We start from the raw sequence: 26,413 nt of genomic DNA, 5'->3' as shown, positions 1-26,413 counted from the left end.
CGTGGAGGCGGGATCGCGACCGGACCGGCACCCGGCGGCGGACGGCGGCCGCGGTTATTTCATGTGGTGCATCAACTAATATGGGCAGGTCGACACCGGCCTGCCCCCAGGTCCCGGAACGAGGAGAGCACGTGCGACAGACGCAGCGCGGCACCACCGGCACGGGCGGCCTCGCGAGCGCCGTCCTGGCGGGCCACCCCGAGGTCGCCGACAAGGCCTCACTGCGCCGCACCAACCTGGGCGTGATGCTGCGCCAACTGCGGGAGAACGGCGCCCAGTCGCGCACCCACCTGGCCACCGCGAGCGGCCTGCCCAAGGCCACCGTCTCCGTCCTGGTCGCCGAGCTGATCCAGCGCGGCCTGGTCCGCGAGGGCGAACTCGACCGGGCCGGCGCGGTCGGCCGCCCGCACCGGATGGTCGAGCTCGACGGCCGCTGGATCTGCGGCGTCGGCGCCGAGGTCGGGCCCGACCACATCACCGTCCTCGCCCTCGACCTGCGCGGCACCGTGGTCCACCAGGACCGCCGCGCCCTCGACGTCCCCGCCCTCACCCCGCAGGCCGCCCTGCGCGAGGTCGCCGACCTGGTCGCGGACTGCCTCAGCGCGGTGGCCGAGCGCGGCATGCACACCATCGGGATCACCCTGATCACCCAGGGCTCGATCGACAGCGCCACCGGGACGGTCACCGTGGCCACCAACTTCGGCTGGCGCGACGTCCGGGCCGTCCACGAGCTGCGCGCCCGGCTGGGCCGGCACGCGCCGCCCGTCCTGCTGGAGAACGACGCCGAGTCCGGCGCGCTCGCCGAGTACCTCGCCGCCCCCGGCCCCGACACCCGCGAACTCGTCTACGTCACCGGCGGGATCGGCGCCGGCGGGGCCGGCATCTCCGGCGGCCGACTGCTGCGCGGCTCCGAGATCGGCCACATGAAGCTCGACCGGCTCGACCGGCCCTGCGGCTGCGGGCGCACCGGCTGCTGGGAGGTCGCCGTCGGACTCCAGGCCCTGCTGGACGCCGCCGCCGACCCGGACGACCCGGTCCACGACCGCTCGGTCGACCTGGCCGAACGGCTCGGCGTGCTGCTCGACCGGGCCGACGCCGGGGACCCGCGCACCCTCGCCGCGCTGGCCACCGTCGCCGAGGACCTGGCCCTCGGGCTCAGCGTCCTGGTGGACGTGCTGAACCCGCCCCGGATCGTCCTGGGCGGCTACTTCGCGGTCTTCGACCGGTACCTGGTCGGCCCGGCCCAGGAGTTCCTGGACCGCCGGCGGATCTCGCCCGGCTCCCAGCAGGTCGTCGTCTCCGCCTCCGCGCTCGGCCTCTCCAACGCGGCCCGCGGCGGCGCGCACCTGGCGCTGGAGGGGATCTTCCAGGACCCCTCCGACGTCCCGGTCCGGCCGGAGCCGGTGGAGGACGGGGTCCGCACCGCCTAGCCGGGCCGGGCCGGACCCAGCCGGGTCGGACCCAGCCGGGTCGGACCCAGCCGGGTCGGACCCAGCCGGGTCGGGCCGGACCGGGCCGGGAGCGGCCAACGCCGCACCTCGCGCCGCGACTTGAACGGCGGCCCGAGCGGCGCTCCGACGGCGACCCGGGCGACCGCCCCGACGGCGGCCCGGGCGGCGGCCCGAACGACGGCAGCTCTTGACTTCACTCCCGGGCACTGCCACGGTGTGCGTGAAGTTGCTCAAAGACCCTCAGGAAAACGCAACTTCGAACAGCGCGTCCCCCCGGCCGTCCGCGGGGCGGCCCCCTGGAGCCCCGCGGCGGCCCGCGGGCGCTCACACCGACCGCTCCGGCACGTCCCGGCCCACTCCGTACCGGCCCACCCTCCCGTACCGGCCCACCCCCGCACCGGCACGCCGCACATCCGCGCGCCCGCACCGCCGTCCCCCCTGCGGTCCCGGACGGCGGGCGCCGCGCGCCCACCGGTCGGGGACCGGTGCCCCCCATCGCGAAGCACCTCGTCACCGAAGGAGCATCCGTGCCATCCCCCCGCAGAGCCCTCGCGGCCGTGTTCGCCGCCGCCGTCCTGCCGCTGTCCGCCGGGGTCGCCACGGCCCCGGCCTCGGCGGCCCCGGCCCCGCCCGCCGCCACGTACACCGTCGGCGTCGGATCGCCCGTGCCGTACGCGCACCCGACCGACACCCCGGCGAGCCCGTACCTCGACAAGGACGGCACCTTCTACTTCCAGCAGTCCGCCGCCCTCTACGGCGCGAACGACCCCAGGTACTGGGACTTCTTCACCGGCCCCGACTTCGACACCGCGACCCGCTCCGGCGCGATCAGCGACGCCGTCAACCCGGCCAACAGCAGCGACCGGAACAACGACACCACCTGGCGCTGCAACAACAGCCCCACCGGCCGCACGGCCACCGCCGCGCCGAGCGGCTCCGGCTACGCGCAGAAGAACTACTGCGACCTCTCGGGGGTCTGGGTCGACCCGGACACCGGCGACTGGTACGGGCTGGTGCACAACGAGTTCACGCCCCAACCCTTCGGCGACGGGCTGCACTTCGACGCGATCGACTACGCCGTCTCCAAGAACCAGGGCCGGACCTGGACCATCGCGGACCACGCGATCACCTCCCCCTACAGCACCTCCCGGGGCGACACCACCGCGTTCCCGAACCAGACGTACTCCTACGGCGACGGCGACCAGCGGCTGTACGTCGACACCGCCTCCGGGTACTTCTACGTCTTCTACGGCTCGCGGATCGTCGACAAGAACGGCGGCTGGAAGGCGTTCTACGAGCACGTGGCCCGCGCCCCGATCTCCGCCAAGATGGCGCCCGGCTCCTGGCGCAAGTGGTACGACGGCGCCTGGACCCAGCCCGGCACGGGCGGCCAGGAGAGCAACATCGTCCCGGTCGGCCCCGGCAGCACCACCGGGTACACCCCCGCCTCCGGCGAGTACGACCCGGCGAACACCGGCACCGCGGCCCAGCAGATCGCGGCCGGCACGATGCCCCCGACCTCGCCGCTGTTCGTCATGAACATCACCTACGACGCCCACCTGAAGCTGTACGTCGGCGAGCCCGAGCCCGACTCCCAGGGCGGATCGGTGCCCCAGCCGCTCTACGCCACCGCCGACCTCTCCACCCAGAAGTGGTTCCCGCTCGGCGACACCGGCAGCTACCGCACCTCCTCCTGGTACCGCTGGTTCCTCGACGGCGCGAGCCGGACGGGCACCTCGATCGTCGGCCGGAGCTTCCGCTCCTACTGCTCGATCAGCTGCTCGCCGCAGCCCGGCGGCGGCACCTCCGGCGGCGAGTACGTCGACATCACCCTGGACGCCTCCGCCACCACCCCCGGGCCGGTCGACGAGACCGGGTCGTACCGGATCGCCGGCGGGGCCGGACGGGTGCTCGCCCAGGTCTCCGGCGGCTCCGCCACCACCTCCGTGGGCACCGCCACCGGCTCCGCCCTGGAGTCCTGGACCTTCACCGGCAACGGCGACGGCTCCTACCGGATCGCCAACGCCGCCACCGGCGGGCTGCTCGGGGTGGACTCCACCACCACCGCGGGCCGCGCCTGGGGCGCCCGGCCCACCGTCACCGCCGCCGGCTCCGGCGGACCCGCCGTCGGACAGCAGTGGTGGGTCGTCCCCGGCACCGCCGCCGACAACACCCCCACCGGCACCGTCCGCCTGGTCAACCGCTACAGCGGCCTGGTGATCGGCCTCTCCGCGGACGCCGGCCGCCCCGCCGAGACCACCCCCGCCCGCAGCTGGACCAACACCACCGGCAACTCCGTCGGCGGCACCCGCACCGCGGGCGAGCAGACCCTCACCCTCACCCGGACCGGCTCGGCGCCCGAGAGCGTCTCGGTCTCCTCCCCCGGCGACCAGTCCGGCAGCCTCGGCACGGCCGTCTCGCTCCAGCTCACCGCCCACGACAGCGCCGGCAAGCCGCTCACCTTCACCGCCACCGGCCTGCCCGCCGGGCTGACCATCAGCCCCGCCGGCCTGGTCTCCGGCACCCCGACGGCCGCCGGGGCCTCCACCGTCACCGTCACCGCCTCCTCCGGCACCGCCACCGGCACGGTGTCCTTCGGCTGGGCCGTCGCCCCGGTCCTCAGCGGCGCCCACACCCTGGTCACCGGCGGCAAGGCCCTGGACGACCCCGACCACTCCCTCGACCAGGGCACCCAGCTCATCACCTGGGGCACCAACGGCGGCAGCAACCAGAGCTGGACCTTCACCCGGCAGTCGGACGGCAGCTACCAGATCACCAACGTCCTCTCCCACCTGTGCGTGGACGTCAGCGGCGGCTCCGGCGCGGCCGGCGCGCAGATCATCCAGTGGGCCTGCACCGGCGGCGCCAACCAGCGCTGGGTGGTCACCCCCACCACCGGCGGCTACCGGATCACCTCCCGGAGCAGCGGCCTGTCCCTGACCACCGCCTCCACCGCCAACGGCGCGGTCGTCACCCAGCAGACCGACACCGGCTCCGCCCTCCAACGCTGGACCATCGGCTGACCCTCCCGTCTGCCCGTCCGCCCGTCCGCCCGTCCGTCTGCCCGGGCGGGCGGGCCGGCGTCCGGGCGGACGGGCGAACGGGCGAACGGACGGGCCCCGAACGGCCCCGGCCCGGGGCGGTGGCACCTCCGTGCCGGACGGTCCGCGGGCTGTCATAGCCTGTGGCGCGTCAACGAGGCACGACCGTCCGTGGGGGCCCTTCCGTGAGTACCGTTCAGCCCGTTCGCGCGTCCTTCCGGGTGCTGCGGAACAACCGCCGTCTGCTGGTGTTCCCACTGCTCGGCGGTGCCGCGGCGGCGCTGGTGGCCGGTGTCCTGGCGGTGCCGGCACTGCTCCGGGGCTGGGCCGAGCCGTCGCCGTCCGCCTCCGCCGTGGCCGCCGTGGCCGTCGGCTACCTCCTGGCGGGGTTCGTGTTCACCCTCTGCGGTGCCGCGATGGTCTGCGCGGTCGATGACGTGCTGCGGGGGGAGCCCGTCCGGGTCGGCGTGAACTGCCGGCGGGCCCTGCGGCACTGGCGGCGGCTGCTGGCGTGGAGCCTGCTCAATACGACTGTCCTGGTGCTCGTCCGGCAGCTGGAGCGGGTTCCGGTCATCGGCTGGTTCATGGACGAGCTGTTCAGTACCGGATGGGCCGTCGCCACCTACCTGGCACTGCCGGCCATGATGATCGACGGCCTCGGAATCGCGGAGGGCACCCGCCGGTCGGCCCGGATGCTGCGCGAGACCTTCTCCCGGCAGGTGTACGGCTCGGTGTGGATCGCAGTGCCCCTGGTCCTCTCGGTGGTCGTCGGGTTCGTGGCGTTCATGCTCGGGGCGGAGTCGAACAGCGCGGGCCTCGCCGCCGCGGGCGGGGTGCTCGCCGCCCTGCTCCTGGTCTGCACGCTGCTGGTGGGGGCCACGGTCTCCGGGATCTTCCGCACCGTGCTCTACCGGGACGCCTCCGCCGTGGCCTGACGACCCGGAGCCGGTCAGCCCCACCCGCGGCCGGTCACCCCGCCCCCGGCCTACCTCGCCCCGCCCGCCCCGCTCACGGCCGGGCGCGCCGCTGTCGTGCGCCGGTTCCCCGGATTCGGCGGCGCCGACCCTCCGTATGACGCGTGGCATTTCACACTTCATGCTTCCAGCCGAACCCGGCGCGGCGCGGCGCGGCAACCAACGGCAAGGTCCTCACCGACGAGCGGCTCCAGGTCCGCCGGGTGGGCGGCCCCCGGCGGGACGGCCGGCTGCTGATCGAGGCGGGCGACGGCGACCCGGCCGACCAGCACGTGTTCCTGCTCGACCCGGACACCGGGGCGCTGGAGCGGCTCACCGCGAGCGCGGGCGTGCACGCGGTGGCCGCCCACGCCGAGGACGCGCTGCTGCTCATCTCGGCCTCGCTGGACGGCGTCCGCCGGGAGCTGCGAACTCCACCGGGCAGCCGGGGCTTTCCTGACCGGTCGGCCGAACTCCCCTACCGCCCGCGCCCGTTGCTGGCCCGGGTGACCGAACTCGGCCTGCCCGGCGCGGTGCTGTACCCGCGCGGGCACGCGGCGGGCCACCGGCTGCCGGTGCTACTGGACGTGTACGGCGGCCCGGGCTTCCAGGCGGTCGCCAACGAGCCGCGCCGCCGGCAGCTGAAGCAGTGGTGGGCCGACCAGGGCTTCGCCGTGGTCACAGTGGACAACCGGGGCACCCCGTTCGTCTCGCCGGACTTCACCCGGGCGGTCTTCCGCCGCTTCTCGCAGGTCGCGCTGGACGACCAGGTGGCCGCGCTGCGGGCGCTCGGCGCCGCCCATCCGGACCTGGACCTGGGGCGGGTCGGCGTGCGCGGCTGGTCGTACGGCGGGTACTTCGCGGCGCTGGCGGTGCTGCGCCGCCCGGACGTGTTCCACGCGGCCGGCGCGGGCGCTCCGCCGACCGATTTCCGGCCGTACGACACCGCGTACACCGAGCGCTACCTGGGCCTGCCGGAGGACAACCCGGCGGGATACGCGGCGGACTGCCTGCTCGGCGACGCGCCGGGGCTGTGCCGCCCGCTGCTGCCGATCCACGGCCTGGCGGACCACAACGTGCACCCCTCGCACACCCTGCGACTGTCCGAGGTGCCGACCCGGGCGGGCCGGTCGCACCGCGTGCTGCCGCTGCCGGGGGTGAGCCACCTGCTGCCGGACGGGGCGCTGGAGCGGGTCGCCGCGGTGGAACTGGACTTCCTGCGCGGGGAGTCGGGGGCAGCCCCTTCCACGCAATGGGTGACATGTGAAATATTACCGGCCATCCAGTTGCCCACCCCCGAGAGGAGCGGGTCACGTGCGCAGACTTCGCGCGGCCCTCATGGCCGCGCTGACCACCGGCGCGATAGCACTGACCGCCACTCCTACGTTCGCCCAACCCGCCAAGTCAGCCGTCGAGTTGACCTCGGACCAGGGAGCGGATGGCCGGGAGGCGCCGCCCTCCCCGCTGCCGCCGCAGGAGCAGGCCCGGCAGTCCCTCAGGACCCGGGCCCTGGAGCAGGTCAACCAGGGCGGGGTCGCCAGGAACGGCAGGTCCGCGCCGGCCAAGGTGAAGATCGGCGACGACTACGTCCAACTGGCCAGGCAGCGCACCGACAAGGTGTTCGTGATCCTGGCCCAGTTCGGCGACCAGGTCGACACCACCACCCGGTACGACGGCCAGGTCCGCTACGGCGGCACCCCCGGCCCGCGGCACAACGCGATCCCGCGGCCGGGCGGGAACGACACCCACACCTACTGGGAGCGCGACTTCAGCCGCGCCTACTACCAGAAGATGTTCTTCGACGACACGCCCGGCGCGAACTCCGTGCGCAACTTCTACCGCACCCAGTCCTCGGGCCGGTACGACCTCCGGGGCACCGTCTCGGACTGGGTGACCGTGCCGTGGAACGAGGCCCGCTACGGCTCCAACCGGGGCCCGCAGGGCGGCGGCGCGTGGCCCCAGGCCCAGGAGTTCGTCCGGGACGCCACCCGGGCCTGGTACGACGGCGAGATCGCCAAGGGCCGCACCCTGGCCGCCGTGCGGGCGGAACTCGCCCAGTACGACACCGAGGACCGCTACGACCATGACGGGGACGGCGACTTCGACGAGCCGGACGGCTACCTCGACAACGTGATCGTGGTGCACGCCGGCGTCGACGAGACCTGGGGCGGCGGCGCCCAGGGCGCGGACGCCCTGTGGGCGCACCGCAGCTGGACCTTCCCCGACCCGACCGGCCGGACCGGCCCGGCGGGCAACCGGATCGGCGGCGCACCGGTCGGCGACAGCGGCCTGTACGTCTACGACTACGTGCAGGCGGGCGAGAACAGCGGCGTGGGCCTGTTCTCGCACGAGTTCGGCCACAACCTCGGCCTGCCCGACCTGTACCCGACCAGCAGCGGCGACAACGCGGTCGGCTTCTGGTCGCTGATGTCCTCCGGCTCCTACCTGGGCAAGGGCCGGAACAGCACCGGCGAGTACCCCGGCGACCTGGACGCCTGGAGCAAGCTCCAACTGGGCTGGCTCGACTACGACGAGGCCCGGGCCGCGACCCGCTCCAGCCACACCCTCGGCGTCAGCGGTTATCGGACCGACCAGGCGCAGGCCGTCCTGGTGCACCTGCCGCCGAGCAGCACCACCACCGCGCTGGCCGCCCCGTACCAGGGCGGCCGACAGTGGTGGAGCGACACCGGCGACAACCTGGACGCCGTGCTCTCGCGCACCGTCGACCTGACCGGTGCCACCGGCCCGGCCGAACTGACCGCCGCGACCTGGTACGACACCGAGCCGGACTACGACTTCCTCACGGTGGAGGGCTCGGCCGACGACGGCCGGACCTGGGCGCCGCTGCACGGCACCGTCGACGGGCAGCCGATCGGCGACACCCCCGCACTGACCCCCGGCCTGAGCGGCGCCTCGAACGGCTGGCGGCAACTGCGCGTCCCGCTCGACGCCTACCTGGGCCGGAGCCTGCGGGTGCGCTTCCACGCCACCTCCGACTCCAACACCCACGGCCGGGGCGTGCTGGTCGACGCGGTGCGGCTGACCGCCGGCGGCGCGGTGCTGGTGGACGACAGCGCGGAGGACGGCGGGGCCGCCTGGACGCAGGTCGGCTTCTCGGTCCTCCAGGGCGCGGAGGCCGTCCGGCAGCACCCGCGGGCGTACCTGGTGGAGAACCGCCGCTACGCCGGCTACGGCGCCTTCCTGAGGACCGGCCCGTACAACTTCGGGTACACCGGCGTCGCCGGGAAGGGCGACGTGATCGACACCTACCCGTACCAGGAAGGCGTGCTGGTCTGGCTCTGGGACACCGCCCACGGCGACAACAACACGGCCGACCACCCGGGCGGCGGCCTGATCCTGCCGGTGGACGCGCACCCGAAGGCGCTGCGGTTCGAGGACGGCACGGTCGCCAACGGGCGCGCGCAGCCCTACGACGCGACCTTCTCGCTGCGGCGGACCGACGCGTTCACGCTGCACCGGGCGGGCGCGGCCACCAGGGTCCCGGCCGAGCCGGCGGTGCCGGTGTTCGACGACCGCGCCGGGGTGTACACCGACCCGGCGATCCCGCAGCTCGGGGTGCAGGTGCCGGACACCGGCACCCGGATCGAGGTGGTCCGGGAGGCCGAGGGCGGCCGGCTCACCACAGTCAGGGTGGGTCCGGCGGCCTGAGCGGGCCGTGGTCTACTGAACCCGGACCCACTGAACCCGGTGGTCGGCGGCTTGTAAAGAACTCTTTCCAAAGATAGCTTTAGAATATGAGCGAACCGCCGCCGGCCATCCGGCTCACCGACCCGCGCGCCCTGCGCGCCTACGCCCATCCCACCCGGATGGCACTGGTGGGCCTGCTCCGCCTGCACGGGCCGCTGACCGCGACCCGGGCCGCGGAGCTGCTCGGCACCGAGTCGGTGGCGAGCTGCTCCTTCCACCTGCGCCAGCTCGCCAAGTACGGCCTGGTGGAGGAGGCGGGCGGCGGGCGCGGCCGGGAGAAGCCCTGGCGCGCGACCGCCGCCTTCACCAGCTGGGACGCCGCCCCCGCCGACCCGGAGCGGGCCGCCGCCACCGAGGCGCTGCAACGGGCCGTGCTGGACGGCTACTTCGCCCGCGCCACCAGCTGGCTGCTGCACCGCGGCGAGAGCAGCCCCGAGTGGCGCGAGGCCGCCTCGTTCGGCGACAGCGCCGTCCTGGTCACCGCCGCGGAACTCACCGAACTCGAAGCCCGCGTCGAGGAGTTGATCCGCCCCTACGCGGAGCGGCTGGGCCGCCCCGACCCGCCCCCCGCGGGCGCCCGGGCCGTCCAGCTGATCCGGCTCGCCGTCCCCACCGACCCCACCGACCCCACCCCGGAGGGGGAAGCACCGTGACCCTCCTCGCCACCCGCCCGGCCGCCGCCGTCCGCCGCCGGATACCCGAGCTGCTGCACGAACCGGCCTTCCGCCGCTACTGGACCGGCCAGACCGTCTCCTCGCTCGGCGACCAGATCACCCTGCTGGTGATCCCGCTGATCGCGGTCGCCACCCTGCACGCCGACGCCGCCCAGATGGGCTACCTGAGCGCCGCCGGCTACCTGCCCTACCTGCTGTTCTCGCTGCACGCGGGCGGCTGGGCCGACCGCTACGGGCGCCGCCGCCGGATGATGATCGCCACCGACCTGGGCCGGGCCGCCGCCCTGCTGACCGTCCCGATCGCCCACGCGGCCGGGGTGCTGACCCTGGCCCAGCTGTACGCGGTGGTGCTCGCCGTCGGCGTGCTGTCGGTGTTCTTCCACGTCTGCAACCCGCCGCTGTTCGTCGCCCTGGTGCCCGCCGAGCGCTACCTCAGCGGCAACGCGCTGATCAACGGCAGCCGGGCCGCCACCTACGTGGCCGGCCCCGGCCTCGGCGGCCTGCTGGTCCAACTCCTGGCCGCGCCGCTGGCGCTGGTGGTGGACGCGGCCTCCTTCCTGGTCTCCGCGCTGTTCCTGCGGAAGATCGATCCGGTCGAACCGCCGCCCGCCGAGAAGGAGCACAGCGGCGCCGCGGAGGGCCTGCGCTGGATTCGGCGCGACCCGGTGATCCGGGCCTCGCTGCTCGGCACCGCCACCGTCAACCTGTTCACCTTCGTCATCGGCGCCCTGTTCGTCCTCTACGCCACCCGCGAACTGCGTTTCAGCGCCGGCCTGCTGGGCGCGGTGATGGCCGCCGCCGCGGTCGGCACCCTGCTCGGCGCGGCCCTCACCGGACGGCTCGCCGCCCGGATCGGCATCGGCCCCGCCTTCCTGCTCGGGCTGGTGCTCTTCCCCGCCCCGCTGCTGCTGATCCCGCTCGCGAGCGGCTCGGTCGCCGCCGCCGCGGCCCTGCTGTTCGGCGCCGAGTTCCTCTCCGGCGTCGGCGTGATGATCCTCGACATCTCGGCCGGCACCATCTTCGCCGCCTGCATCCCCGACGCCCTGCGCTCCCGCGTCTTCGGCGCCTACCAGGCCGTCAACTACGGCGTGCGCCCGCTCGGCTCGCTGCTCGGCGGCCTCCTCGGCAGCACCCTGGGCCTGCGCCCCGCGCTGTGGATCGCCGCCGTCGGCGCGGTCTGCTCCGCCCTGTGGGTGCTGGCCTCCCCCATCCCGCGGATGCGCGAACTGCCCGTCCAGCCGGAGCCCGCCGAGGACGCGTCCCGGGCGACGGTCCAGGAGCCGACCGCCACGCGCTGACCGCCGCTCCCCCGACGGCCGTGCCCCGGCAACCCCGCCGCGGTGTACGGCCGTTGGCGTTCGCGCCGCCGTCCGTGTCGCCTTCTCCGCCGCCGTCCGTGTCGCTGCCCGCATCGCCGTCCGCGGCACCGTTCACGTCGCCGTTCGCGTCGCCGTTCGCACCACTCGGCCGGTCGGTCGGCCCCGGCGGCGGCGGCTCAACCGGCGGCGCACCCTAGCGCATTCGCGCATATGCCCGAGGGATATGACCGAAAGTCTCGCTCTCCCGTGGCGACGCCGGTAGCGTTGCGTCCTGGTCAGACTACCGCAGGTGAAGGCGGTGACGGCGACGCACCGTGCCCGCACGGTGGGGAGGGAACGCGGTTCGTGTCCGGGATCGAGGAGTGCCTTGCGGAAGCCATGGGGATCACCGGCGCCCTGGGGGTCAGCCTGGTCGACTGGACCAACGGCCTGGCCATAGGAACCGCCGGTCTCGGCCCCGACGGCGACCACGAGGTCGGTGCGGCCGACGCCACCGAACTCGCCCGGGCGGTCACCCAGACCCCCTCGTTCGCCGACCCGGACACCGGCGCGCCGCCCGCCGAGGACGTCATCGTCACCTCCGGGGCCCACTACCACCTGTTGCGCTTCGTCCCCGCGTCCTTCGACGCCAACGTCTTCCTCTACCTGCGGCTGGACCGGGAACACGCCAACCTGGCGATGGCCCGGCTGCGGCTGGCCGCCGTCGCCGACCGGCTGGTGCTCTCTTGATGTGGCCCACCGACACCCTCACCCCGGCACCGCAACCGCCCGTGCCCTCGCTCCCGTCCGTCCCGGTCGTGCCGGTCCTGCCGGTCGTCCCGCCGATGCCGTCCGTGCCGCCGCTGCTGGTGGCCTCACCGGTCTCGGTGCACCGACTCGCCCCCGCCGCCCGGCCGTTCGGCCATGCCGCCGAGGTCCCCGGCCCGTACCTGACCGCCGAGCCGCAAAGCCCCGAGCCGCAAGGCACCGAACCGCAAGGCACCGACCCCCAAAGCGCCGAACCGCCGGCCGCCGAACCACCGGCCGTCCGGCCACGGGCCCACGCGGCGCCGCTGCCGCGCCGGCGGCGCTCCAGCTGCGCGCCCGCCACCACCTTCGAGGCCGCGCTGACCGATCTCGCCGCCGACGGCTCCACCGGCGCCCTGCACGGCCCGGACGGCGCGGTGCACCTGTCCGGCGGCCTGGTGGTGCACGCCGAGGCGCCGGGCGCGGCGACCGTCGGCCACCTGCTGACCGGGGCCGGGCGGATCACCCTGCGCGCGTGGGAGGACAGCCTGCTGCTGGGGCCGGACGGCACGCCGAGTACCTGGCGGGCAGCGGCCTGATCGGCCCGGGCGAACTCGAACTCGCCCGGCTGGCCGCCACCTTGGACGGCGCGCAGGACGCGCTCGCCCAGCACGACGGCGAGCTGCGCTTCGACCCGGCCGCCCGCCCGGCGTTCCGGCTGGCCCGCCCGCTCTCGGTGCTGGAGCTGCGCGGCGCGATCGGCCGCCGCCGCTCGCTGCTGGACGGCTGCTGGCCGTCCGCCGAGCTGGACCGGGCGCCGCTGCGGGCCACCGGTGCCGCCCCGACCCGCCGCACCGCGGTGCCGCGTCGCCGCCGGCAGGCGCTGCTGGCCGCGGCCGACGGCACCCGCACCGCGCCCGAGCTGGCCCGGCTGCTGGGGCGCTCCACCTACGGCACGCTGCTGGACGTCCGGCAGTTGGCCGCGGCGGGGCTGCTCGCGGCCCCGCGGCCGGCCGCCGTCCCCGACCCGCCCCCGGCCGCCGTGCCGCAAGCCGTGCCACCGGACGTGCTGCTGCCGCCCGGTCCGCGCTCCCCCGACTCCTCGGACCCGGAGGTGGGCCTGCTGCTCCGACTACGCGCCGCTCTGGAGGCCCTGTGACCGCCCCGCCCGCCCGCCCCGTCCCGCCGACCCCGTCATGAAGCGGACCTTTCGACAACTGACCGCGAGGAGGACCCCCGTGCTGCCGGAGGCCGAGGTGCAGGCCGAACTGCGGGGCCTGCGGGCGAGAATCCCGCACCTGACCGGGTCGTTGGTGGCCACCGTCGACGGCCTGGTGGTGGCGCACGACGCGCCCGCGCTGGAGCCGGAGGGCGTGGCCGCGCTGACCGCGGCGGCGCTGGGCGTCGGCTCCCGGCTGACCGAGGCGACCGGGCAGGGCGCCTTCCGGGAGCTGATCACCCGCGGCGAGCGCGGCTACACCGCGACGTACGCGGCCGGGGCGTACACGGTGCTGACCCTGCTGGCCGGTTCGCAGGCCAACGTGGGTCGGCTGCACCTGGAGGCCCGTCGGGCCGGGGCGCGGATAGCGGCCCTGGCCGACACCGACCTCGACCGGACGACCTTCTGACCCCGGACGTCCCTCCCACCCTGCGGTACACCCGTCGCTCCAAAGAGCTGACGAGTCGTCAATTCCTTTCACGGAAGAGGTACTTGGAAAAAATGGCTGCTGTGGAAACCGCCCTCAAGGACATCATGAGCGCGATCGAGGGCACCATCGGCGTCGCCCTGGTCGACTACAACAGCGGTATGGCGCTGGGCACCATCGGCGGCAGCGCGGAGCTGGACCTGAACGTCGCGGCCGCGGGCAACACCGACGTGGTGCGGGCCAAGCTGCGCGCGATGGAGCTGCTCAACCTGAACGAGGCGATCGAGGACATCCTGATCAGCCTCTCCACCCAGTACCACCTGATCCGGCCGCTGACCTCGCGCACCGGCAAGGGCCTGTTCCTGTACCTGGCGCTGGACCGCAACCGGGCCAACCTGGCGATGGCCCGGCACCAGTTGAAGCGGATCGAGGCCGACCTGGAGGTGTGACCCGCGCAGGGCGAGCAGGCCCCCGGTGGGAACGCGGACGGACGGCTCCGTCCCGCCGACCGGGGCCCGCGCCCCGGGGGGCAGCGAGGTAGCGGGGCAGCGGGGCAGCGGGGGCAGGGGCAGCCTGCCGTCCGGCGGACATCCGTGCTGCCCGGGGGTCTGGCCCACCGTGAGGTGTGACAGGTAACGTGGCAATGTGAAATTTCACTGTCCGGTGAGTCGGCCGGACCGTTGCCACCGCACACCCGGACCACCCGGACCGCCCGGACCGCCTCGGAGGAGCCCCCGCCGATGACCGACCAGCCCGCCCTGAACACCGGCAGCCACGACCTCCCCGTCAGCCCCGCCCTGGCCTCCCACATGACCGGCCAGTGGGCCGCCACCCCGCTGCCCGCCGACGGACGCGTCCCCGGGTACGCCCACTTCCCGGCCCGCCGCGACCGGCTCGCCGCCGCCTTCCCCGGCGAGCGGCTGCTCGTCCCCGCCGGGCAGTTGAAGGTCCGCAGCAACGACTGCGACCACCGCTTCCGCCCGCACAGCGCCTACGCCCACCTCACCGGCCTGACCGGCGAGGAGCAGGTCGGCCACGTCCTGGTGATCGAACCGGACGGCGAACCCGTCCTCCACGTGCGCCCCCGCTCCGACCGCTCCGGCGGCTCCGACGAGTTCTACCGCGACCGCCGCTACGGCGAGTTCTGGGTCGGCCGGCGGGCCGACCTCGGGGAGGCCGCCCGGCTCACCGGCCTGCGCACCGCCCACCTCGACGACCTGCCCGAGCTGTTCGCCGGCAGCGTCCCCACCCGGCTGCTGTCCGGCGTCGACCCGGTGCTCGACGCCCTGGCCGGCCGTCCGCCCGCCGCACACGCCGCCCCCGACGGCCGGCTGGCCACCGCGCTCTCCGAACTGCGCCTGGTCAAGGACGCCTGGGAGGTCGAACAGCTCCAGCTCTCCGTCGACCACACCACCGCCGGCTTCGCCGACGTCGTCCGCGCCCTGCCCACCGCCCTGCGCCACCACCGCGGCGAACGCGTACTCGAAGGCGCCTTCAACGCCCGCGCCCGCGCCGAGGGCAACGGCACCGGCTACGAGACCATCGTCGCCTCCGGCGCGCACGCCTGCGTCCTGCACTGGACCCGCAACGACGGCCCGCTGGACGCCTCGAAGCTGCTGCTGCTCGACGCGGGCGTGGAGACCGACACCCTCTACACCGCCGACATCACCCGCACCCTCCCGCTCTCCGGCACCTTCACCCCCGCCCAGCGCGACGTCTACCAACTCGTCCTGGCCGCCCAGGACGCCGCCATCGCCACCCTGCGCCCCGGCGCCTCCTTCCGCGCGTTCCACCGGGCCGGCATGCGCGTCATCGCCGAGGGCCTGGCCGCCTGGGGCCTGCTCCCGGTCCCCGCCGAGGAGGCCCTCCGGGAGGACTCCGGCCTCTACCGCCGCTACACCCTCTGCGGCAGCGGCCACATGCTCGGCCTCGACGTGCACGACTGCGCGAAGGCCCGCGCCGGGACGTACCTGGACGGCGTCCTCGAGGAGGGCATGGTCCTCACCGTCGAACCCGGCCTCTACCTCCAGCCCGACGACCTCACCCTCCCGCCCGAACTGCGCGGCCTGGGCGTCCGCATCGAGGACGACCTCGTCATCACCTCCGACGGGGCCCGCCTGATGTCCCACGCCCTCCCCCGCGAACCCGACGCCGTCGAATCCTGGATGGGCGACCTGCTCGGCTGATCCCCCTCCCCCGGGACCCGCAGGAGAGTCCGGGCATGCTCCTGTGGATCAACGGGCCCTTCGGCGGCGGCAAGACGCAGACCGCGTACGAGCTCCGGCGGCGGCTGGCCGGCAGCGTCGTCTGCGACCCCGAGCGCGTGGGCTTCGGCCTGCACCGGATGACGCCCCCCGCCCTGCGCGGGGACTTCCAGGACCTCCCCGCCTGGCGGCAGGGCGTGTACGAGGTGCTGGACCGCGCCCTCACCGGGCACGACGGGACGGTGATCGTGCCGATGACGGTCGTGGAGCCCGCGTACTTCCGCGAGACCGTCGGCCGGCTGCGCGAACGCGGCCACGACGTCCGGCACTTCGCGCTGCTGGCCGAGCGCCGGACGGTGCTCCGCCGGCTGCGCGAGCGCGGCTTCGGGCGCGCCGTGGGGCTCCTCGCCGGGAGGGACGCCCCGCCGCGCCGGGAGAGCTTCGCCGTGGCGAAGCTCGACCTGTGCCTGGAGCGCCTGCGCGGGGACGAGTTCGCCGCGCACCTGTGGACCGACCGCCTCACCGTCCCGCAGGTCGCCGACCGGATCGCCGCTGCCTGCGGGCCGGCGCTCGCGCCGAACACCGACGGCGCGCTGCGCGGGCGCCTGCGCCGGGCCTGGACGGGGGCCCGGCACATCCGGTTCGACTGAGCCGCCGGCGCCCCGCCGCCCGCGCCCTCACCCCGCGCGCAGCGCGTCCCGCCACAGGTCGCGGGTGACGTCCGCCGCCCCGCCCGTGCGGGCCCGGCGGTGGGCGGTGCCCGCCCACAGGTGCATCGCCGCCAGGTCCCCGCGGCGGCCCGCGTCCGCCCTGAGCGGCTGGGTGAGGTGGTGCACCTCCGGGTACGCCGCCGGGGCGTGCCCCTGGTGGCGGTCGGTGAACGCGTTGCGCAGCCCGCGCGCCGGGCGGCCGGTGAAGGCCCGGGTGACGGTGGTGGCGTCCAGTTCGACCAGGGCCCTGCGGTGCGCGGCGGACGCCCCGGACTCCGCGGTGCGCAGGTACGCGGTGCCGAGCTGCACGGCCACCGCACCGGCCCCGAGCGCCGCGGCGATCGCCGCCCCGTCCCCCAGCCCGCCCGCGGCGATCAGCGGCAGCGCGGTCACCTCCCGTACGGCGGCCAGGAGTTCGAGCAGTGGAAGCGTCCCGGGCGGGTCCTCGGCGCGGTGCGTACCGCGGTGCCCGCCGGCCTCCGGGCCCTGGACGACGAGCGCGTCGAGGCCGAGCGCGGTCGCGGCCCGGGCCTCCGCGGGGCTGGTCACGGTGCCGGCCTGCCGGATGCCGGCGGCCCGGACGGCGGCGGCCTCGGCCGGTTCGGGCAGCCCGAAGGTGTACGACACCCAGTCGACGGGGTCGCGCAGCAGCAGTTCGACCTTGGCGTCCCAGTCGTCGCGGTCGGCCGGGATCTCGGCGGGCAGCTCGACCCCCGCCGCAGCGCCTCGGGCCGCAGCCGCTCCCGGTAGGCGTCCACCGCCCCGGGCGCGGCGGGCGGCCCGGGGACGAACAGGTTCACGCCGATCGGCCGGTCCGTCAACTCCCGCGCCCTTCCCACCTGTTGGCGCAACCCCTCGGCACTGCGGTACCCCGCCGCGAGGAACCCGAGCCCCCCGGCCCCGTTCACGGCAGCCACCAACTCGGGGGTCCCCGCCCCACCCGCCATCGGCGCCGCGACCACCGGCACCGCCCACTCCGCACCCATCCCGCACTCCCTCCACCGACCCCCGCCGGCCACCCTACGCCGCCCCGCACCACCCCCCTGGCCCGCCTGCGCGGCGGGAGGCGGGGCCGCCGATAGCGTGACGGGCGTCACATCCGAGGGCTGTCACATCGGGGACGGCCGCGGGGTCAGACCTTCGAAAGCACGCGACGGCCGCTCGAAGAACAACTCGAAGAACAAGGAGCCACCACCATGGACGCACGCCTCGACTACTTCGCCAACCCGCTCGGCGCGAAGTTCCTGAAGCACATCAACTCGGCCGGCCACGCCCTGGGCCTGTCGGCGCTCCCGATGTCGACCCAGGAGCTGGTGAAGATCCGTGCCAGCCAGATCAACGGCTGCGGTTTCTGCACCGACATGCACACCAAGGACGCCGCGCACGCCGGGGAGACCCAGCAGCGGCTCAACCTGGTCGCCGCCTGGCGCGAGGCCAAGGTCTTCACCGAGGCCGAGCGCGCCGCGCTGGAACTCGCCGAGCAGGGCACCCGGATCGCGGACGCCGCGGGCGGGGTCAGCGACGACGCCTGGGCGGAGGCCGCCAAGCACTACGACGAGGAGCAGCTGGCCGCGCTGGTCGGCCTGATCGCCCTGATCAACACCTACAACCGGATCAACGTGATCATCCAGCAGCCCGCCGGCGACTACGTGCCCGGCCAGTTCGCCTGACCCACCCCGCCCCCGGCCGCCCCCGGCCCGCCGTCAGGGCGGGGTGCGGCCGGTCCGGGCGGCGGCCCGGCGGGCGGGACGGCCGCAGCCGGCCTGGCGCGGTGCCACGTCGGCGACGGCCGGGCCGACCCCGGCACCCCACCGGCGGGGCGGGTCAGCCGGAGGTCCGCGCCACCGGAATCCACAGCTGCGCGGAGGACTCCCCCGGATCGTCCGGCACCAGCCGGACCTGGAGGATCTCCGGGCCGGGCCGGTACTCGTACGGGTTGGACGGCATCCACCGGGCCGCCACCTCGGCCCACAGCTGCTGGAGCGCCTGCGGGAACGGCCCGGTGTTCTCGAACACCGCCCAGCTGCCCGCGGGGCAGTCCAGTACGTCGAGGTCCGCGGGCAGGTCGTCCGCGGCCATCCCGCTGACCACCGCGTGGTAGTAGTCGAGCAGGCTGCCCTCCGCGAAGCCGTCCAGGCCGTCCGGGCCCTCCTCCGGCAGCCGCACGGTCGCCGCGACCAGGCCCTGCGGGTCCTGGTCGGACAGGGCGGTGATCCGCCGCACGGTCTCCGCCGGGATGCCCCGGACGTGCTCGGCGATGTGCGGGTTGACGCCCTCGTGGATCAACGGGACCCGGGCCTTGCTGCCCACCACCCGGAACGCTTCCTTCTCCACGATGCGGTACCGCATGGTGGCACTCCCTTCGACGACGAGACGGAAGGAGAGCCGGGGCTGCGCGTTCAGCACCGCCCCGGAGCGCCGGGCCTCCCCGGGGCCGACCCCGTGCAGGGCCCGGAACGCCCGGGCGAAGGACTCCCCGGAGCCGTAGCCGTAGCGCACCGCGACGTCCAGCAGCGACGGCTCCCCGGCCAGCACCTCGGCCGCCGCGACGGTCAGCCGCCGGCGCCGCACGTACTCCGACAGCGGCATCCCCGCCAGCGAGGAGAACAGCCGCCGGAAGTGGTACTCCGAGGTGGCGGTGATCCGGGCCAGCTCGGCCACCTCCAGCCGCCGGTCGAGGTGCTCCTCGACGTGGTCCATCGCCTGGTTCAACCGCTCCAGCAACCCCGCTCCCCTTCCCTTTCCTTGCCACCGACCCTAGGCGGGGGCCGGCCCCCCGCACCCGACATTCCCGGCCCGCTTCGGTCGGGTCCCCGCCCGGGTCGGCGCCCGGGTCGCCCGCTCAGCGCTCCGCGGCGCGGACCAGCCCGGCCGCGAGGCCGGCCGCGACGGCGGAGGTGCGGGAGTCGACGCCGAGTTTGTCGTAGATGTGCACCAGGTGGGTCTTGACGGTGGCTTCGCTGATGAACAGGCGCCGGGAGATCCGCCGGTTCGGCAGGCCCTCGGCGAGGAGTTGGAGGATCTCCGCCTCGCGCGGGGAGAGCGAGGGCCGCCCGGCCCGGACGCGGCCGAGCAGCCGGGCCGCGACGGGCGGTGCGAGGACGGTCTCGCCGCGGGCGGTGGCCCGGATGGCGGCGGCGAGGTCCTCGGGCGGGGCGTCCTTGAGCAGGTAGCCGGTGGCCCCGGCCTCGACGGCGGCGAGGATGTCGGCGTCGGTGGAGTAGGTGGTGAGGACCAGGACGGCGGGCGGGTCGGGCAGCGCGGTGATCCGGCGGGTGGCCTCGACGCCGTGCATGCCGGGGCCCATCTGGAGGTCCATCAGGACGACGTCGGGGCGCTGCCCGGCGGGCAGTTCGGCGAGCAGGGCGAGCGCGGCGGCGCCGTCCGCGGCCTCGCCGACGGCGGTGGCCTCCGGCAGGTCCTCGACCACGGCGCGCAGTCCGCGCCGGACCACCGGGTGGTCGTCCACCACCAGCACCCGGATCACCGCCGCACCCCCGCGGGCAGGAACCGCCCGGCCGGCCGCCGCCCGCTGCCCGGCGGGCGTCCGACGGCGGGGCCGCCGGGGCCGGGGCCGGGTGCGGGGCCGCCGGGGCCGGGTGCGGGCGCCGCGGGCTGGTCGACGGCGCGCAGCGGGAGCGCCGCGGCGACGGCGGTGCCCTCGCCGGGGGCGGACTCGACGGTGAGGGTGCCGCCGAGGGCGGCAATCCGCTCGTGCATGCCGTGCAGGCCGAAGGAGTCGGGGGCGGGCGCGGTGGCGGGGTCGAAGCCGGTGCCGTCGTCGTAGACGTCGAGGGTGACGGCGTCGTCGAGGTAGCCGAGGGTGACGGCGACGTGCGCGGCGGCGGCGTGCCGGACGGCGTTGGCCAGGGCCTCCTGGGTGAGGCGCAGCAGGGCGACCTCGGCCTCGACCGGCAGCGGGTACGGGTCGCCGTCGCGGTGGAAGGCGGCTCCGGCGCCGTCGGCGAGGCGGCGCAGCGCGTCGGGGAGGGTGGTGCCGTCGAGCGCGGGCGGGGTGAGGGCGTGGACGAAGCGGCGGGCCTCGGCCAGGTTGGCGGAGGCGGTGCGTTCGATCTCGTCGAGCAGCGGGGCGGCGGCCGGGAGGGCGGCGGCGCCCCGGGCCTCGCGGGCCAGCAGCACGATGCCGGCCAGGCCCTGGGCCAGGGTGTCGTGGATCTCCCGGGCCAGCCGCTGGCGTTCGGCGAGGCGGCCGGCCTCGCGCTGGCTGGCGGCGAGTTCGTCGCGGGTGCGGACCAGGTCCTCGATCAGCCGCTGGCGGGCCCGGCTCTCCCGGTAGAGGGCGGCGTAGCCGTACGCGGTGAGCAGCGCGACGGCGGCGCCGGCCAGCGGGCCGAGCACATTGGCGGTGGTGAGCCCGCCGGGGGTGGTGGCCTGGGCGGCGAGGACGGCGGCGGTGAGCGCGGCCACGGCGGGCAGGGCGAGGCGCGGCGGCAGCACGTGCAGGCAGCCGAAGTACAGCGGGAAGGCGAGGTAGCTGAACTCGGGGTGCCGCAGGGTCAGTCCGATCCACAGCAGGGCGACGGCCAGCAGCCAGCAGCCGCCCAGGACGCGCGAGGCGCGGACCGGCCGCACCGCCCCGCCCGCCGCGTACAGCGCCGCCAGCGTGCCGGCGGTGGCCCAGCCGCCCGCGCCGAGCGCGCCGTCGGCGGCGGCCCGGGCCAGCAGCACGGCGAGCAGGGCGAGGAACAGGCCGTGTACGGCGAGGTTGGCCAGCCGCAGCGCGGGCGTCGGGCCGGTCGGCGCGTCGGGCGAGGCGGCAGGTGGCGAGGCGTGCGGCCCGGCCGCCGGCTCGGCCTGCGACGGGGACGGCGGCGGCGGGGGCGGCGGCGGTTCGGTACGGGGCACGCCTTCCGAGGGTACGGGGCGGTGGCGGCCCCGGGCCGCGCCGCGGCATCAACCGTTCGATGGATTTCCGGGTGCACCCCTCGGCGGGTGGCGGCTCCGTCCGTCTCCCCGATGGCGGCGGGGCCGCCGCGGACCAGTCTGGAGTGGTCCGCTCCCGGAGCGCTGCCAGAACGCCCCGCTCCGCCGCCCCTCCGAGAGGTCTCCCGTGTTCGTCGCTCTGCGTGACATCCGTTTCGCCCGTGGGCGGTTCGCCCTGATGGGCGCGGTGGTCACCCTGATCACCACCCTGGTGGTGTTCCTGTACGGCCTGACCGGCGGCCTGGCCTCGGCGGCGTCCTCGGCGATCGCCGAACTCCCGGCGGACGGCGTGGTGTTCGGCGCCCCGGCGGGCGGTCCGGCGGAGGCGTCGTTCGCGGCCAGCACGGTCTCGGCGGCCCAGCGGGACGCGGTGGCGGCGGCGGGGGCGGGCGCGGTGCACCCGCTGGGCGTGGCGATGAGCCGGCTGACGGCGGACGGCGGGGCGGCCGCGGTGAGCGTGCTGGGCACCGATCCCGCGCTGCTGCCGCCCCTGGTCGCGGGCGCCGCCCCGGCGGACGGCGAAGTCGCGGTCGGCGCCGACACCGCCGCCGCGTACCACCTGGCACCCGGCAGCCGGGTCACCGTGGGCGCGCGGCGGTTGACCGTCTCGGCGGTCACCGCGCAGCGCTCCCTGTCGCACGCGCCGAGCGTGTGGACCACCCCGGAGACCTGGCAGCAGGTCTCCGGCCGGGACCAGCCCACGGCGCTGGCGGTGCGCGGCACCCCGCACGGCCTGCCCGCCGACCTGCTGGCCGTCCCGCTGGGCGACGCGCTGTCCGGGATCGACGGGTACGCGGCCGAGCAGGGCAGCCTGCGGCTGATCCAGGGCTTCCTGTTCGCGGTGAGCGCCCTGGTGGTCGGCGCGTTCTTCACGGTGTGGACGGTGCAGCGCCGCCCGGACATCGCGGTGCTCAAGGCCGTCGGCGCCTCCAACGGCTACCTGGTGCGCGACGCGCTGGCCCAGGCGGCGGCCGTCCTGCTGGCGGGCGCGCTGCTCGGCGGGGCGCTGGGCGCGGCCGGCGGGGCGCTCGCCTCCGCGGCGGTGCCGTTCGACGTGGGCGTGTGGACGGTCGCCGTCCCGGTCGGCGCGATGGTGCTGCTGGGCCTGCTGGGCGCGGCCCTCGCGGTGCGCCGGATCACCGCCGTCGACCCGCTGGCCGCGCTGGGCGGCCACCGATGACCCCCCGTCCCGTCCCCGTTCCGCAGGAGTCCCCCGTGACCGTCCCCGCCACCCCCGCCCCTACCCCTGCCGCCGCCGTCCGCACCGGCCTCGCGCTGCACGGGGTGACGCTCAGCTACCCGGACGGCGAGAGTCGGCTGACCGCCCTGGACGACGTCGAACTGGCCGTCGCCCCGGGCGAGTTCACCGCCGTCGCGGGGCCCTCCGGCTCCGGCAAGTCCAGCCTGCTGGCGGTGGCCGCGACGCTGCTGCGCCCGGACCGCGGCCGGGTGCTGGTGGACGGCGTGGACGCGGGCGCGCTGGGCGAGCGCGAACGCACCGCGCTGCGCCGCGAGCGGCTGGGCATCGTCTTCCAGCAGTCCAACCTGCTGGCCTCGCTGACCGCCGTCGAGCAGCTGCTGGTCCTGGAGTCGGTGCGCGGTCGCCGTCCTGAGCGGGCCCGCCGCCGGGCCGAGGAGCTGCTGGAGTCGGTCGGCCTGGCGGGCGGCAAGCAGCGCCGCCGCCCGCACCGGCTGTCGGGCGGCGAGCGCCAGCGGGTGAACATCGCCCGCGCGCTGTTCGGCAGCCCCTCGGTGCTGCTGGTGGACGAGCCGACCTCGGCACTGGACCACGAACGCGGCGCCCAGGTGGTCGACCTGCTCGCGGAGGTGACCCGCGTCCACCGCACCGCCACCGTGATGGTCACCCACGACCGCGACCTGCTGGGCCGGGTCGACCGGGTCCTGGAGATGCACGACGGCCGCCTGACCGGCTGAGCCCCGGCCACCCGCGGAGCCGCCCGGTCAGCACTCCACCCCCAGCAGCCCGCGCAGCGCCGCCCGCCCGCCCTCCGTGACCCGCAGCGCCCGACTGTCCGGGCGCCGCAGCACCCAGCCGGCGTCCACCGCGTGCCGGCAGAGCGCCGCGCCGACGGCGCCCGCCAGGTGCGGGCGGCGTTCGGTGAAGTCCAGGCAGGGCCGGACGGCGGGGCGGCGGCCGGGGCGGACGGTGATGCCGGTCGCGGCGAGCCAGTCGGCCCCGGCGGCGGTGAGGGAGAGCCCGTTGCGGTCGTCGAGCAGGCCGCGGGCGGTCATCGCGTCGGTGACGGCGACGCCGAGCGCCCCGGCGAGGTGGTCGTAGCAGGTGCGGGCGCGGGCGAGTTCGCCCTGCTGCCGGGCGGTGCGCAGCGAGCGGGCGGGCAGCGCGGGGGCGTCCCGGTCGCCGAACTGGGCCAGTGCCTCGACCAGTTCGGCGGCGGCCGGGCCGGACAGCCGCAGGTAGCGGTGGCGGCCCTGGCGCTCCTCGGCGAGCAGTCCGGCGCCGACCAGCCGGTTGAGGTGGCCGGTGGCGGTGGGGGCCGCGACCCCGGCGCTGCGGGCGAGTTCGCCGGCCGTCCAGGCACGGCCGTCCAGCAGGGCGAGGCAGAACGCGGCCCGGGTCGGGTCGGCGAGCAGGGCCGCCGTCGCGGCGAGGGAGCGGGTGCCGGTCGGGGTGTCCATCCGTCCATCCTGCCGGGCGGACGCTTCGGCGCGGGCCGAAGCGTCCCGGTCCTACGGTCGGCGGCATGCGAAACGACCTTTCCCCGGCCCCCTCCCACCGCGTCATCGAGCCGCACATCCTGTACTTCGGCACCCCGGTGGTGCTGGTGAGCAGCGTCAACCCGGACGGTTCGGCGAACCTCGCGCCGATCTCCTCGGCCTGGGCGCTGCACCACACGGTGGTGCTGGGCCTCGGCCGCAGCGGCTGGACGGCGCGCAACCTGGCGGCCCGCCCGGAGCTGGTGGTGAACGTGCCGGGGCCGGAGCTGTGGCGGCGGGTGGAGCGGCTCGGCGGCACCACGGGACGCCCGGACGCCCCCGGCGGACCGGACGCGCCGGACGCGCCGGACGGAGCGGAGGCAGCGGAGGCGCCGGACGGCCCGGTGTTCGTCCGGGACAAGTTCGCCCGCGCGGGCCTGACCGCGCTGCCCGGGCAGACCGTCGCCGCGCCGCGGGTCGCCGAGTGCCCGCTGCACCTGGAGGCCGAGGTGGTGGACCTGCGGCCGGACGCCACCGGGGAGTTCCGGCTGGTGGAGGCCCGGGTCCGGCGGACGCACGCGACGGAGGCGGTCATGGTGCCCGGCACCGACTACGTGGACCCCGCCGCGTGGAGCCCGCTGGTGTACAACTTCCGGCACTACTTCGGGCTGGGCCCGGAACTGGGCCACTCCGCCCGCAGCCGCACCCCGCGCACCCGCGCATCTGACCGCCCGTCAGCGGGCGGGCAGCCGCAGCGCGCTCTCCGGCTCGGCCGGCTCGGTCCGGTCGCCGGCCGCCCACAGGTGGCGGACGTGGCCGAGGTGCCGGGTCATGCACGCCTCGGCGGCGTCCGCGTCGCCGGTCAGCAGTACGTCCAGCAGTTCCAGGTGCTCCTCGGCGGAGCTGACCAGTTCGCCCTGCCGGTCGAGCCGGTTGAGGCCGTACAGCCGGGAGCGCTTGCGCAGGTCGCCCACGGTCTCGACCAGGCGGGCGTTGCCGGCCAGCGCGAGCAGGTCGAGGTGGAACTGGCGGTCGGCCTCCAGGTAGCCGATCAGGTCGTGCTCGCGGGCGGCCTCGACGATCGCCACGGCCTGCGGGCGCAGCGCCTCCAGCTGTTCGGCGGTGGCGATCCGGGCGACCCGGCCGACGGTGGGGACCTCGATCAGGGCGCGGATCTCGGTGTACTCGTCGAGGTCCCGGTCGGAGAGCTCGGTGACCCGGAAGCCCTTGTTGCGGACCGCCTCGACCAGCCCCTCCCGGGTCAGGTCGAGCATCGCCTCGCGGACGGGGGTGGCGGAGACCCCGAAGTCGGCGGCCAGGGTCGGGGCGGAGTAGACCACCCCGGGGCGCAGCTCACCGGAGATGAGTGCCGCCCGCAGGGCGTGGGCGACCTGGTCGCGCAGCCGCTCCTGGACGGAGATGAGGTTGCGGGGCTTGAGGTCGGCCATGGTGTTCCTCCGGAGGTTCAACAGGACCCCATTGTACAATGTCACGTTGCGGAGAGCGGACGCCCGGCCTTCGGTTGCGGCGGCCCGTGTCGCCGCGCCACCCGCCCGGACCACCCCGCGCCGCGCTACCCCGCCGCCGCCACCGCCGTCGGCCCCGGCCCCGGCACCGCCCGCCGCGCGTACGGCGTCGTCGCCACCGCCAGATCCTGCCACGCCGTGCCGACGCTCTTGAAGAGCCTGGGACGATCATGGCGGACGGCGACCCCGCCCGTCACCAGTTCCACCGGATTCACCAGCCGCTCCGGTCCGGCCCCCGCCATCAGCAGGTCCCCGGCCTCGCGCAGCGCGCCCGCCCGGTCCACCAGGCGGGCGTCCACCTCGCGGGCGTCCGGCTCGTGCGAGCCGACCGCCGCGACCGCCGCCCGGTCCGGCACCAGCCGGCCGTCGAACAGCGGGGTGCGGGCGGTGGTGCAGCACACCACGAGGTCCGCCCCGGCGACCGCCTCCGGCCCGCCGACGGCCGCGGCCGGGCCGAGCCCGGCCGCGTACGCCGCCGCCTCCCCCGCGGGCCCCGGCCGCCGCGCCACCACGGTGGCCCGCTCCAGCCCGGGCAGCACCGCCCGCAGCGCCGCCACGTGCCCCAGCGCCTGCGGTCCGGCCCCGAACACACCACCGGCTGCCGCGGGTCCGGCGCCGCCAGCGCCCGCAGCGCCGGCGCGGTGGCCGCGGGCGTGCGCAGCGCGGTCAGCGCGGCCCCGTCCAGCAGCGCGACCGGCCGCAGCGCGGGCCCGTCGAACAGCAGGTACGCCCCGGTGATCCACGGCAGCCCGGCCCCGGGTTCCCGGGCGCCACCCCGCGACCTTCACCCTGGCGAACCCCCCGGCCGCCGCGGGCATCAGCATCAGCTCCCCCG

The 26,413-nt window shown here is 75.9% G+C and carries 24 protein-coding genes and 2 pseudogenes; 18 read left to right on the top strand and 8 right to left on the bottom strand.

Annotation, left to right across the window (positions count from 1 at the left end):
- The first annotated feature begins 131 nt into the window (after nucleotides 1–131).
- The 14 genes and pseudogenes from QMQ26_RS31555 (at nucleotide 132) to QMQ26_RS31490 (ending at nucleotide 16,372) form a co-directional block, all read left to right on the top strand.
- Nucleotides 132–1,430: an ROK family transcriptional regulator gene (locus QMQ26_RS31555; protein ID WP_199847184.1), complete on the top strand. Its 1,299-nt coding sequence runs from the start codon at nucleotides 132–134 to the stop codon at nucleotides 1,428–1,430.
- A 548-nt stretch (nucleotides 1,431–1,978) separates the two neighbouring features.
- Nucleotides 1,979–4,474 (top strand): RICIN domain-containing protein, encoded by a 2,496-nt coding sequence (locus QMQ26_RS31550; protein WP_282203605.1) that lies wholly within the window; start codon nucleotides 1,979–1,981, stop codon nucleotides 4,472–4,474.
- A 203-nt stretch (nucleotides 4,475–4,677) separates the two neighbouring features.
- On the top strand, nucleotides 4,678–5,427 hold the full coding sequence (locus tag QMQ26_RS31545; RefSeq protein WP_282203604.1) for a DUF6159 family protein: 750 nt from the start codon (nucleotides 4,678–4,680) through the stop codon (nucleotides 5,425–5,427).
- A gap of 143 nt (nucleotides 5,428–5,570) precedes the next feature.
- Nucleotides 5,571–6,605: pseudogene (locus tag QMQ26_RS37615) on the top strand (alpha/beta hydrolase family protein); the annotation flags it as partial.
- Between the two features lie 154 nt (nucleotides 6,606–6,759).
- Complete coding sequence (locus tag QMQ26_RS31535; RefSeq protein ID WP_282203603.1) at nucleotides 6,760–9,114, top strand: immune inhibitor A domain-containing protein; 2,355 nt, start codon at nucleotides 6,760–6,762, stop codon at nucleotides 9,112–9,114.
- An 86-nt stretch (nucleotides 9,115–9,200) separates the two neighbouring features.
- A complete protein-coding gene (locus tag QMQ26_RS31530; protein ID WP_282203602.1) occupies nucleotides 9,201–9,806 on the top strand; it encodes a winged helix-turn-helix domain-containing protein in 606 nt (201 codons plus the stop codon).
- Nucleotides 9,803–11,125, top strand: coding sequence for an MFS transporter (locus QMQ26_RS31525; protein ID WP_282203601.1), 1,323 nt, complete (start codon nucleotides 9,803–9,805; stop codon nucleotides 11,123–11,125). The genes QMQ26_RS31530 and QMQ26_RS31525 overlap by 4 nt, the downstream gene beginning before the upstream one ends.
- Before the next feature lie 399 nt (nucleotides 11,126–11,524).
- On the top strand, nucleotides 11,525–11,875 hold the full coding sequence (locus QMQ26_RS31520; RefSeq protein WP_404814000.1) for a hypothetical protein: 351 nt from the start codon (nucleotides 11,525–11,527) through the stop codon (nucleotides 11,873–11,875).
- Nucleotides 11,875–12,471 carry a hypothetical protein gene (locus QMQ26_RS31515; protein ID WP_282203600.1) on the top strand — a complete coding sequence of 199 codons (597 nt, stop codon included), beginning with the start codon at nucleotides 11,875–11,877 and terminating at the stop codon, nucleotides 12,469–12,471. Before QMQ26_RS31520 ends, QMQ26_RS31515 begins: the two co-directional genes overlap by 1 nt.
- Nucleotides 12,408–13,031: a transcriptional regulator gene (locus QMQ26_RS31510; protein WP_282203599.1), complete on the top strand. Its 624-nt coding sequence runs from the start codon at nucleotides 12,408–12,410 to the stop codon at nucleotides 13,029–13,031. The genes QMQ26_RS31515 and QMQ26_RS31510 overlap by 64 nt, the downstream gene beginning before the upstream one ends.
- Before the next feature lie 79 nt (nucleotides 13,032–13,110).
- Nucleotides 13,111–13,500 (top strand): roadblock/LC7 domain-containing protein, encoded by a 390-nt coding sequence (locus QMQ26_RS31505; protein ID WP_100839277.1) that lies wholly within the window; start codon nucleotides 13,111–13,113, stop codon nucleotides 13,498–13,500.
- Nucleotides 13,501–13,592: 92 nt separating this feature from the next.
- Nucleotides 13,593–13,967, top strand: coding sequence for a hypothetical protein (locus QMQ26_RS31500; RefSeq protein ID WP_100839278.1), 375 nt, complete (start codon nucleotides 13,593–13,595; stop codon nucleotides 13,965–13,967).
- A 291-nt stretch (nucleotides 13,968–14,258) separates the two neighbouring features.
- A complete protein-coding gene (locus tag QMQ26_RS31495) occupies nucleotides 14,259–15,704 on the top strand; it encodes an aminopeptidase P family protein (protein ID WP_282203598.1) in 1,446 nt (481 codons plus the stop codon).
- A gap of 35 nt (nucleotides 15,705–15,739) precedes the next feature.
- Nucleotides 15,740–16,372, top strand: coding sequence for an AAA family ATPase (locus tag QMQ26_RS31490; protein WP_282203597.1), 633 nt, complete (start codon nucleotides 15,740–15,742; stop codon nucleotides 16,370–16,372).
- 27 nt (nucleotides 16,373–16,399) lie between these two features.
- Here QMQ26_RS31490 and QMQ26_RS31485 read toward each other — a convergent pair whose 3' ends face one another.
- Entirely contained in the window at nucleotides 16,400–17,080 is a 681-nt protein-coding gene (locus tag QMQ26_RS31485; protein WP_318552289.1) for a nitronate monooxygenase, read from the bottom strand.
- A complete protein-coding gene (locus QMQ26_RS37610; protein WP_318552288.1) occupies nucleotides 16,978–17,379 on the bottom strand; it encodes a nitronate monooxygenase in 402 nt (133 codons plus the stop codon). The genes QMQ26_RS31485 and QMQ26_RS37610 overlap by 103 nt, the downstream gene beginning before the upstream one ends.
- A 249-nt stretch (nucleotides 17,380–17,628) precedes the next feature.
- Between QMQ26_RS37610 and QMQ26_RS31480 the strand changes: the two genes are divergently transcribed.
- Nucleotides 17,629–18,102: a carboxymuconolactone decarboxylase family protein gene (locus QMQ26_RS31480; RefSeq protein WP_282203596.1), complete on the top strand. Its 474-nt coding sequence runs from the start codon at nucleotides 17,629–17,631 to the stop codon at nucleotides 18,100–18,102.
- Between the two features lie 154 nt (nucleotides 18,103–18,256).
- Here the strand turns inward: QMQ26_RS31480 and QMQ26_RS31475 are convergent, their stop codons facing one another.
- The 3 genes from QMQ26_RS31475 to QMQ26_RS31465 all read right to left on the bottom strand — a co-directional run bounded on the left by QMQ26_RS31475 (nucleotide 18,257) and on the right by QMQ26_RS31465 (nucleotide 21,298).
- Nucleotides 18,257–19,156 carry an AraC family transcriptional regulator gene (locus tag QMQ26_RS31475; protein WP_282203595.1) on the bottom strand — a complete coding sequence of 300 codons (900 nt, stop codon included), beginning with the start codon at nucleotides 19,154–19,156 and terminating at the stop codon, nucleotides 18,257–18,259.
- A 118-nt stretch (nucleotides 19,157–19,274) separates the two neighbouring features.
- On the bottom strand, nucleotides 19,275–19,919 hold the full coding sequence (locus tag QMQ26_RS31470) for a response regulator (RefSeq protein WP_100839284.1): 645 nt from the start codon (nucleotides 19,917–19,919) through the stop codon (nucleotides 19,275–19,277).
- On the bottom strand, nucleotides 19,916–21,298 hold the full coding sequence (locus tag QMQ26_RS31465; RefSeq protein WP_282203594.1) for a sensor histidine kinase: 1,383 nt from the start codon (nucleotides 21,296–21,298) through the stop codon (nucleotides 19,916–19,918). The genes QMQ26_RS31470 and QMQ26_RS31465 overlap by 4 nt, the downstream gene beginning before the upstream one ends.
- A 205-nt stretch (nucleotides 21,299–21,503) precedes the next feature.
- On the opposite strand from QMQ26_RS31465, the gene QMQ26_RS31460 reads away from it, so the two are divergent.
- Nucleotides 21,504–22,556, top strand: a complete 1,053-nt coding sequence (locus tag QMQ26_RS31460; protein WP_282203593.1) for an FtsX-like permease family protein — start codon at nucleotides 21,504–21,506, stop codon at nucleotides 22,554–22,556.
- Between the two features lie 35 nt (nucleotides 22,557–22,591).
- Nucleotides 22,592–23,311, top strand: a complete 720-nt coding sequence (locus QMQ26_RS31455) for an ABC transporter ATP-binding protein (RefSeq protein ID WP_404813999.1) — start codon at nucleotides 22,592–22,594, stop codon at nucleotides 23,309–23,311.
- 27 nt (nucleotides 23,312–23,338) lie between these two features.
- Here QMQ26_RS31455 and QMQ26_RS31450 read toward each other — a convergent pair whose 3' ends face one another.
- Nucleotides 23,339–24,034 carry a winged helix-turn-helix domain-containing protein gene (locus tag QMQ26_RS31450; protein WP_282203592.1) on the bottom strand — a complete coding sequence of 232 codons (696 nt, stop codon included), beginning with the start codon at nucleotides 24,032–24,034 and terminating at the stop codon, nucleotides 23,339–23,341.
- A 65-nt stretch (nucleotides 24,035–24,099) separates the two neighbouring features.
- On the opposite strand from QMQ26_RS31450, the pseudogene QMQ26_RS31445 reads away from it, so the two are divergent.
- Nucleotides 24,100–24,765, top strand: a pseudogene (locus QMQ26_RS31445) (flavin reductase family protein); the annotation flags it as partial.
- Nucleotides 24,766–24,786: 21 nt separating this feature from the next.
- On the opposite strand, the gene QMQ26_RS31440 reads toward QMQ26_RS31445, so the two are convergent.
- Together QMQ26_RS31440 and QMQ26_RS31435 are read right to left on the bottom strand one after the other, a co-directional pair.
- On the bottom strand, nucleotides 24,787–25,500 hold the full coding sequence (locus QMQ26_RS31440; RefSeq protein ID WP_100839288.1) for a GntR family transcriptional regulator: 714 nt from the start codon (nucleotides 25,498–25,500) through the stop codon (nucleotides 24,787–24,789).
- A 125-nt stretch (nucleotides 25,501–25,625) separates the two neighbouring features.
- Nucleotides 25,626–26,168 (bottom strand): hypothetical protein, encoded by a 543-nt coding sequence (locus tag QMQ26_RS31435; RefSeq protein ID WP_282203591.1) that lies wholly within the window; start codon nucleotides 26,166–26,168, stop codon nucleotides 25,626–25,628.
- Nucleotides 26,169–26,413 lie beyond the last annotated feature (245 nt).

It is taken from the genome of Kitasatospora fiedleri (assembly GCF_948472415.1).
Taxonomy (GTDB): Bacteria; Actinomycetota; Actinomycetes; order Streptomycetales; family Streptomycetaceae; genus Kitasatospora; species Kitasatospora fiedleri.
The sequence above is the reverse complement of the archived record's forward strand: the minus strand, read 5'-3'. Positions and strand labels throughout refer to the sequence as shown.

What these genes read in the sequence shown, in the direction of transcription:
- QMQ26_RS31530 (WP_282203602.1), top strand. Translation starts at nt 9,201, where the DNA reads ATGAGCGAACCGCCGCCGGCCATCCGGCTCACCGACCCGCGCGCCCTG.
- QMQ26_RS31520 (WP_404814000.1), top strand. Translation starts at nt 11,525, where the DNA reads ATGGGGATCACCGGCGCCCTGGGGGTCAGCCTGGTCGACTGGACCAAC.
- QMQ26_RS31515 (WP_282203600.1), top strand. Translation starts at nt 11,875, where the DNA reads ATGTGGCCCACCGACACCCTCACCCCGGCACCGCAACCGCCCGTGCCC.
- QMQ26_RS31500 (WP_100839278.1), top strand. Translation starts at nt 13,593, where the DNA reads ATGGCTGCTGTGGAAACCGCCCTCAAGGACATCATGAGCGCGATCGAG.
- QMQ26_RS31495 (WP_282203598.1), top strand. Translation starts at nt 14,259, where the DNA reads ATGACCGACCAGCCCGCCCTGAACACCGGCAGCCACGACCTCCCCGTC.
- QMQ26_RS31490 (WP_282203597.1), top strand. Translation starts at nt 15,740, where the DNA reads ATGCTCCTGTGGATCAACGGGCCCTTCGGCGGCGGCAAGACGCAGACC.
- QMQ26_RS37610 (WP_318552288.1), bottom strand. Translation starts at nt 17,379, where the DNA reads ATGGCGGGTGGGGCGGGGACCCCCGAGTTGGTGGCTGCCGTGAACGGG.
- QMQ26_RS31480 (WP_282203596.1), top strand. Translation starts at nt 17,629, where the DNA reads ATGGACGCACGCCTCGACTACTTCGCCAACCCGCTCGGCGCGAAGTTC.
- QMQ26_RS31450 (WP_282203592.1), bottom strand. Translation starts at nt 24,034, where the DNA reads ATGGACACCCCGACCGGCACCCGCTCCCTCGCCGCGACGGCGGCCCTG.
- QMQ26_RS31440 (WP_100839288.1), bottom strand. Translation starts at nt 25,500, where the DNA reads ATGGCCGACCTCAAGCCCCGCAACCTCATCTCCGTCCAGGAGCGGCTG.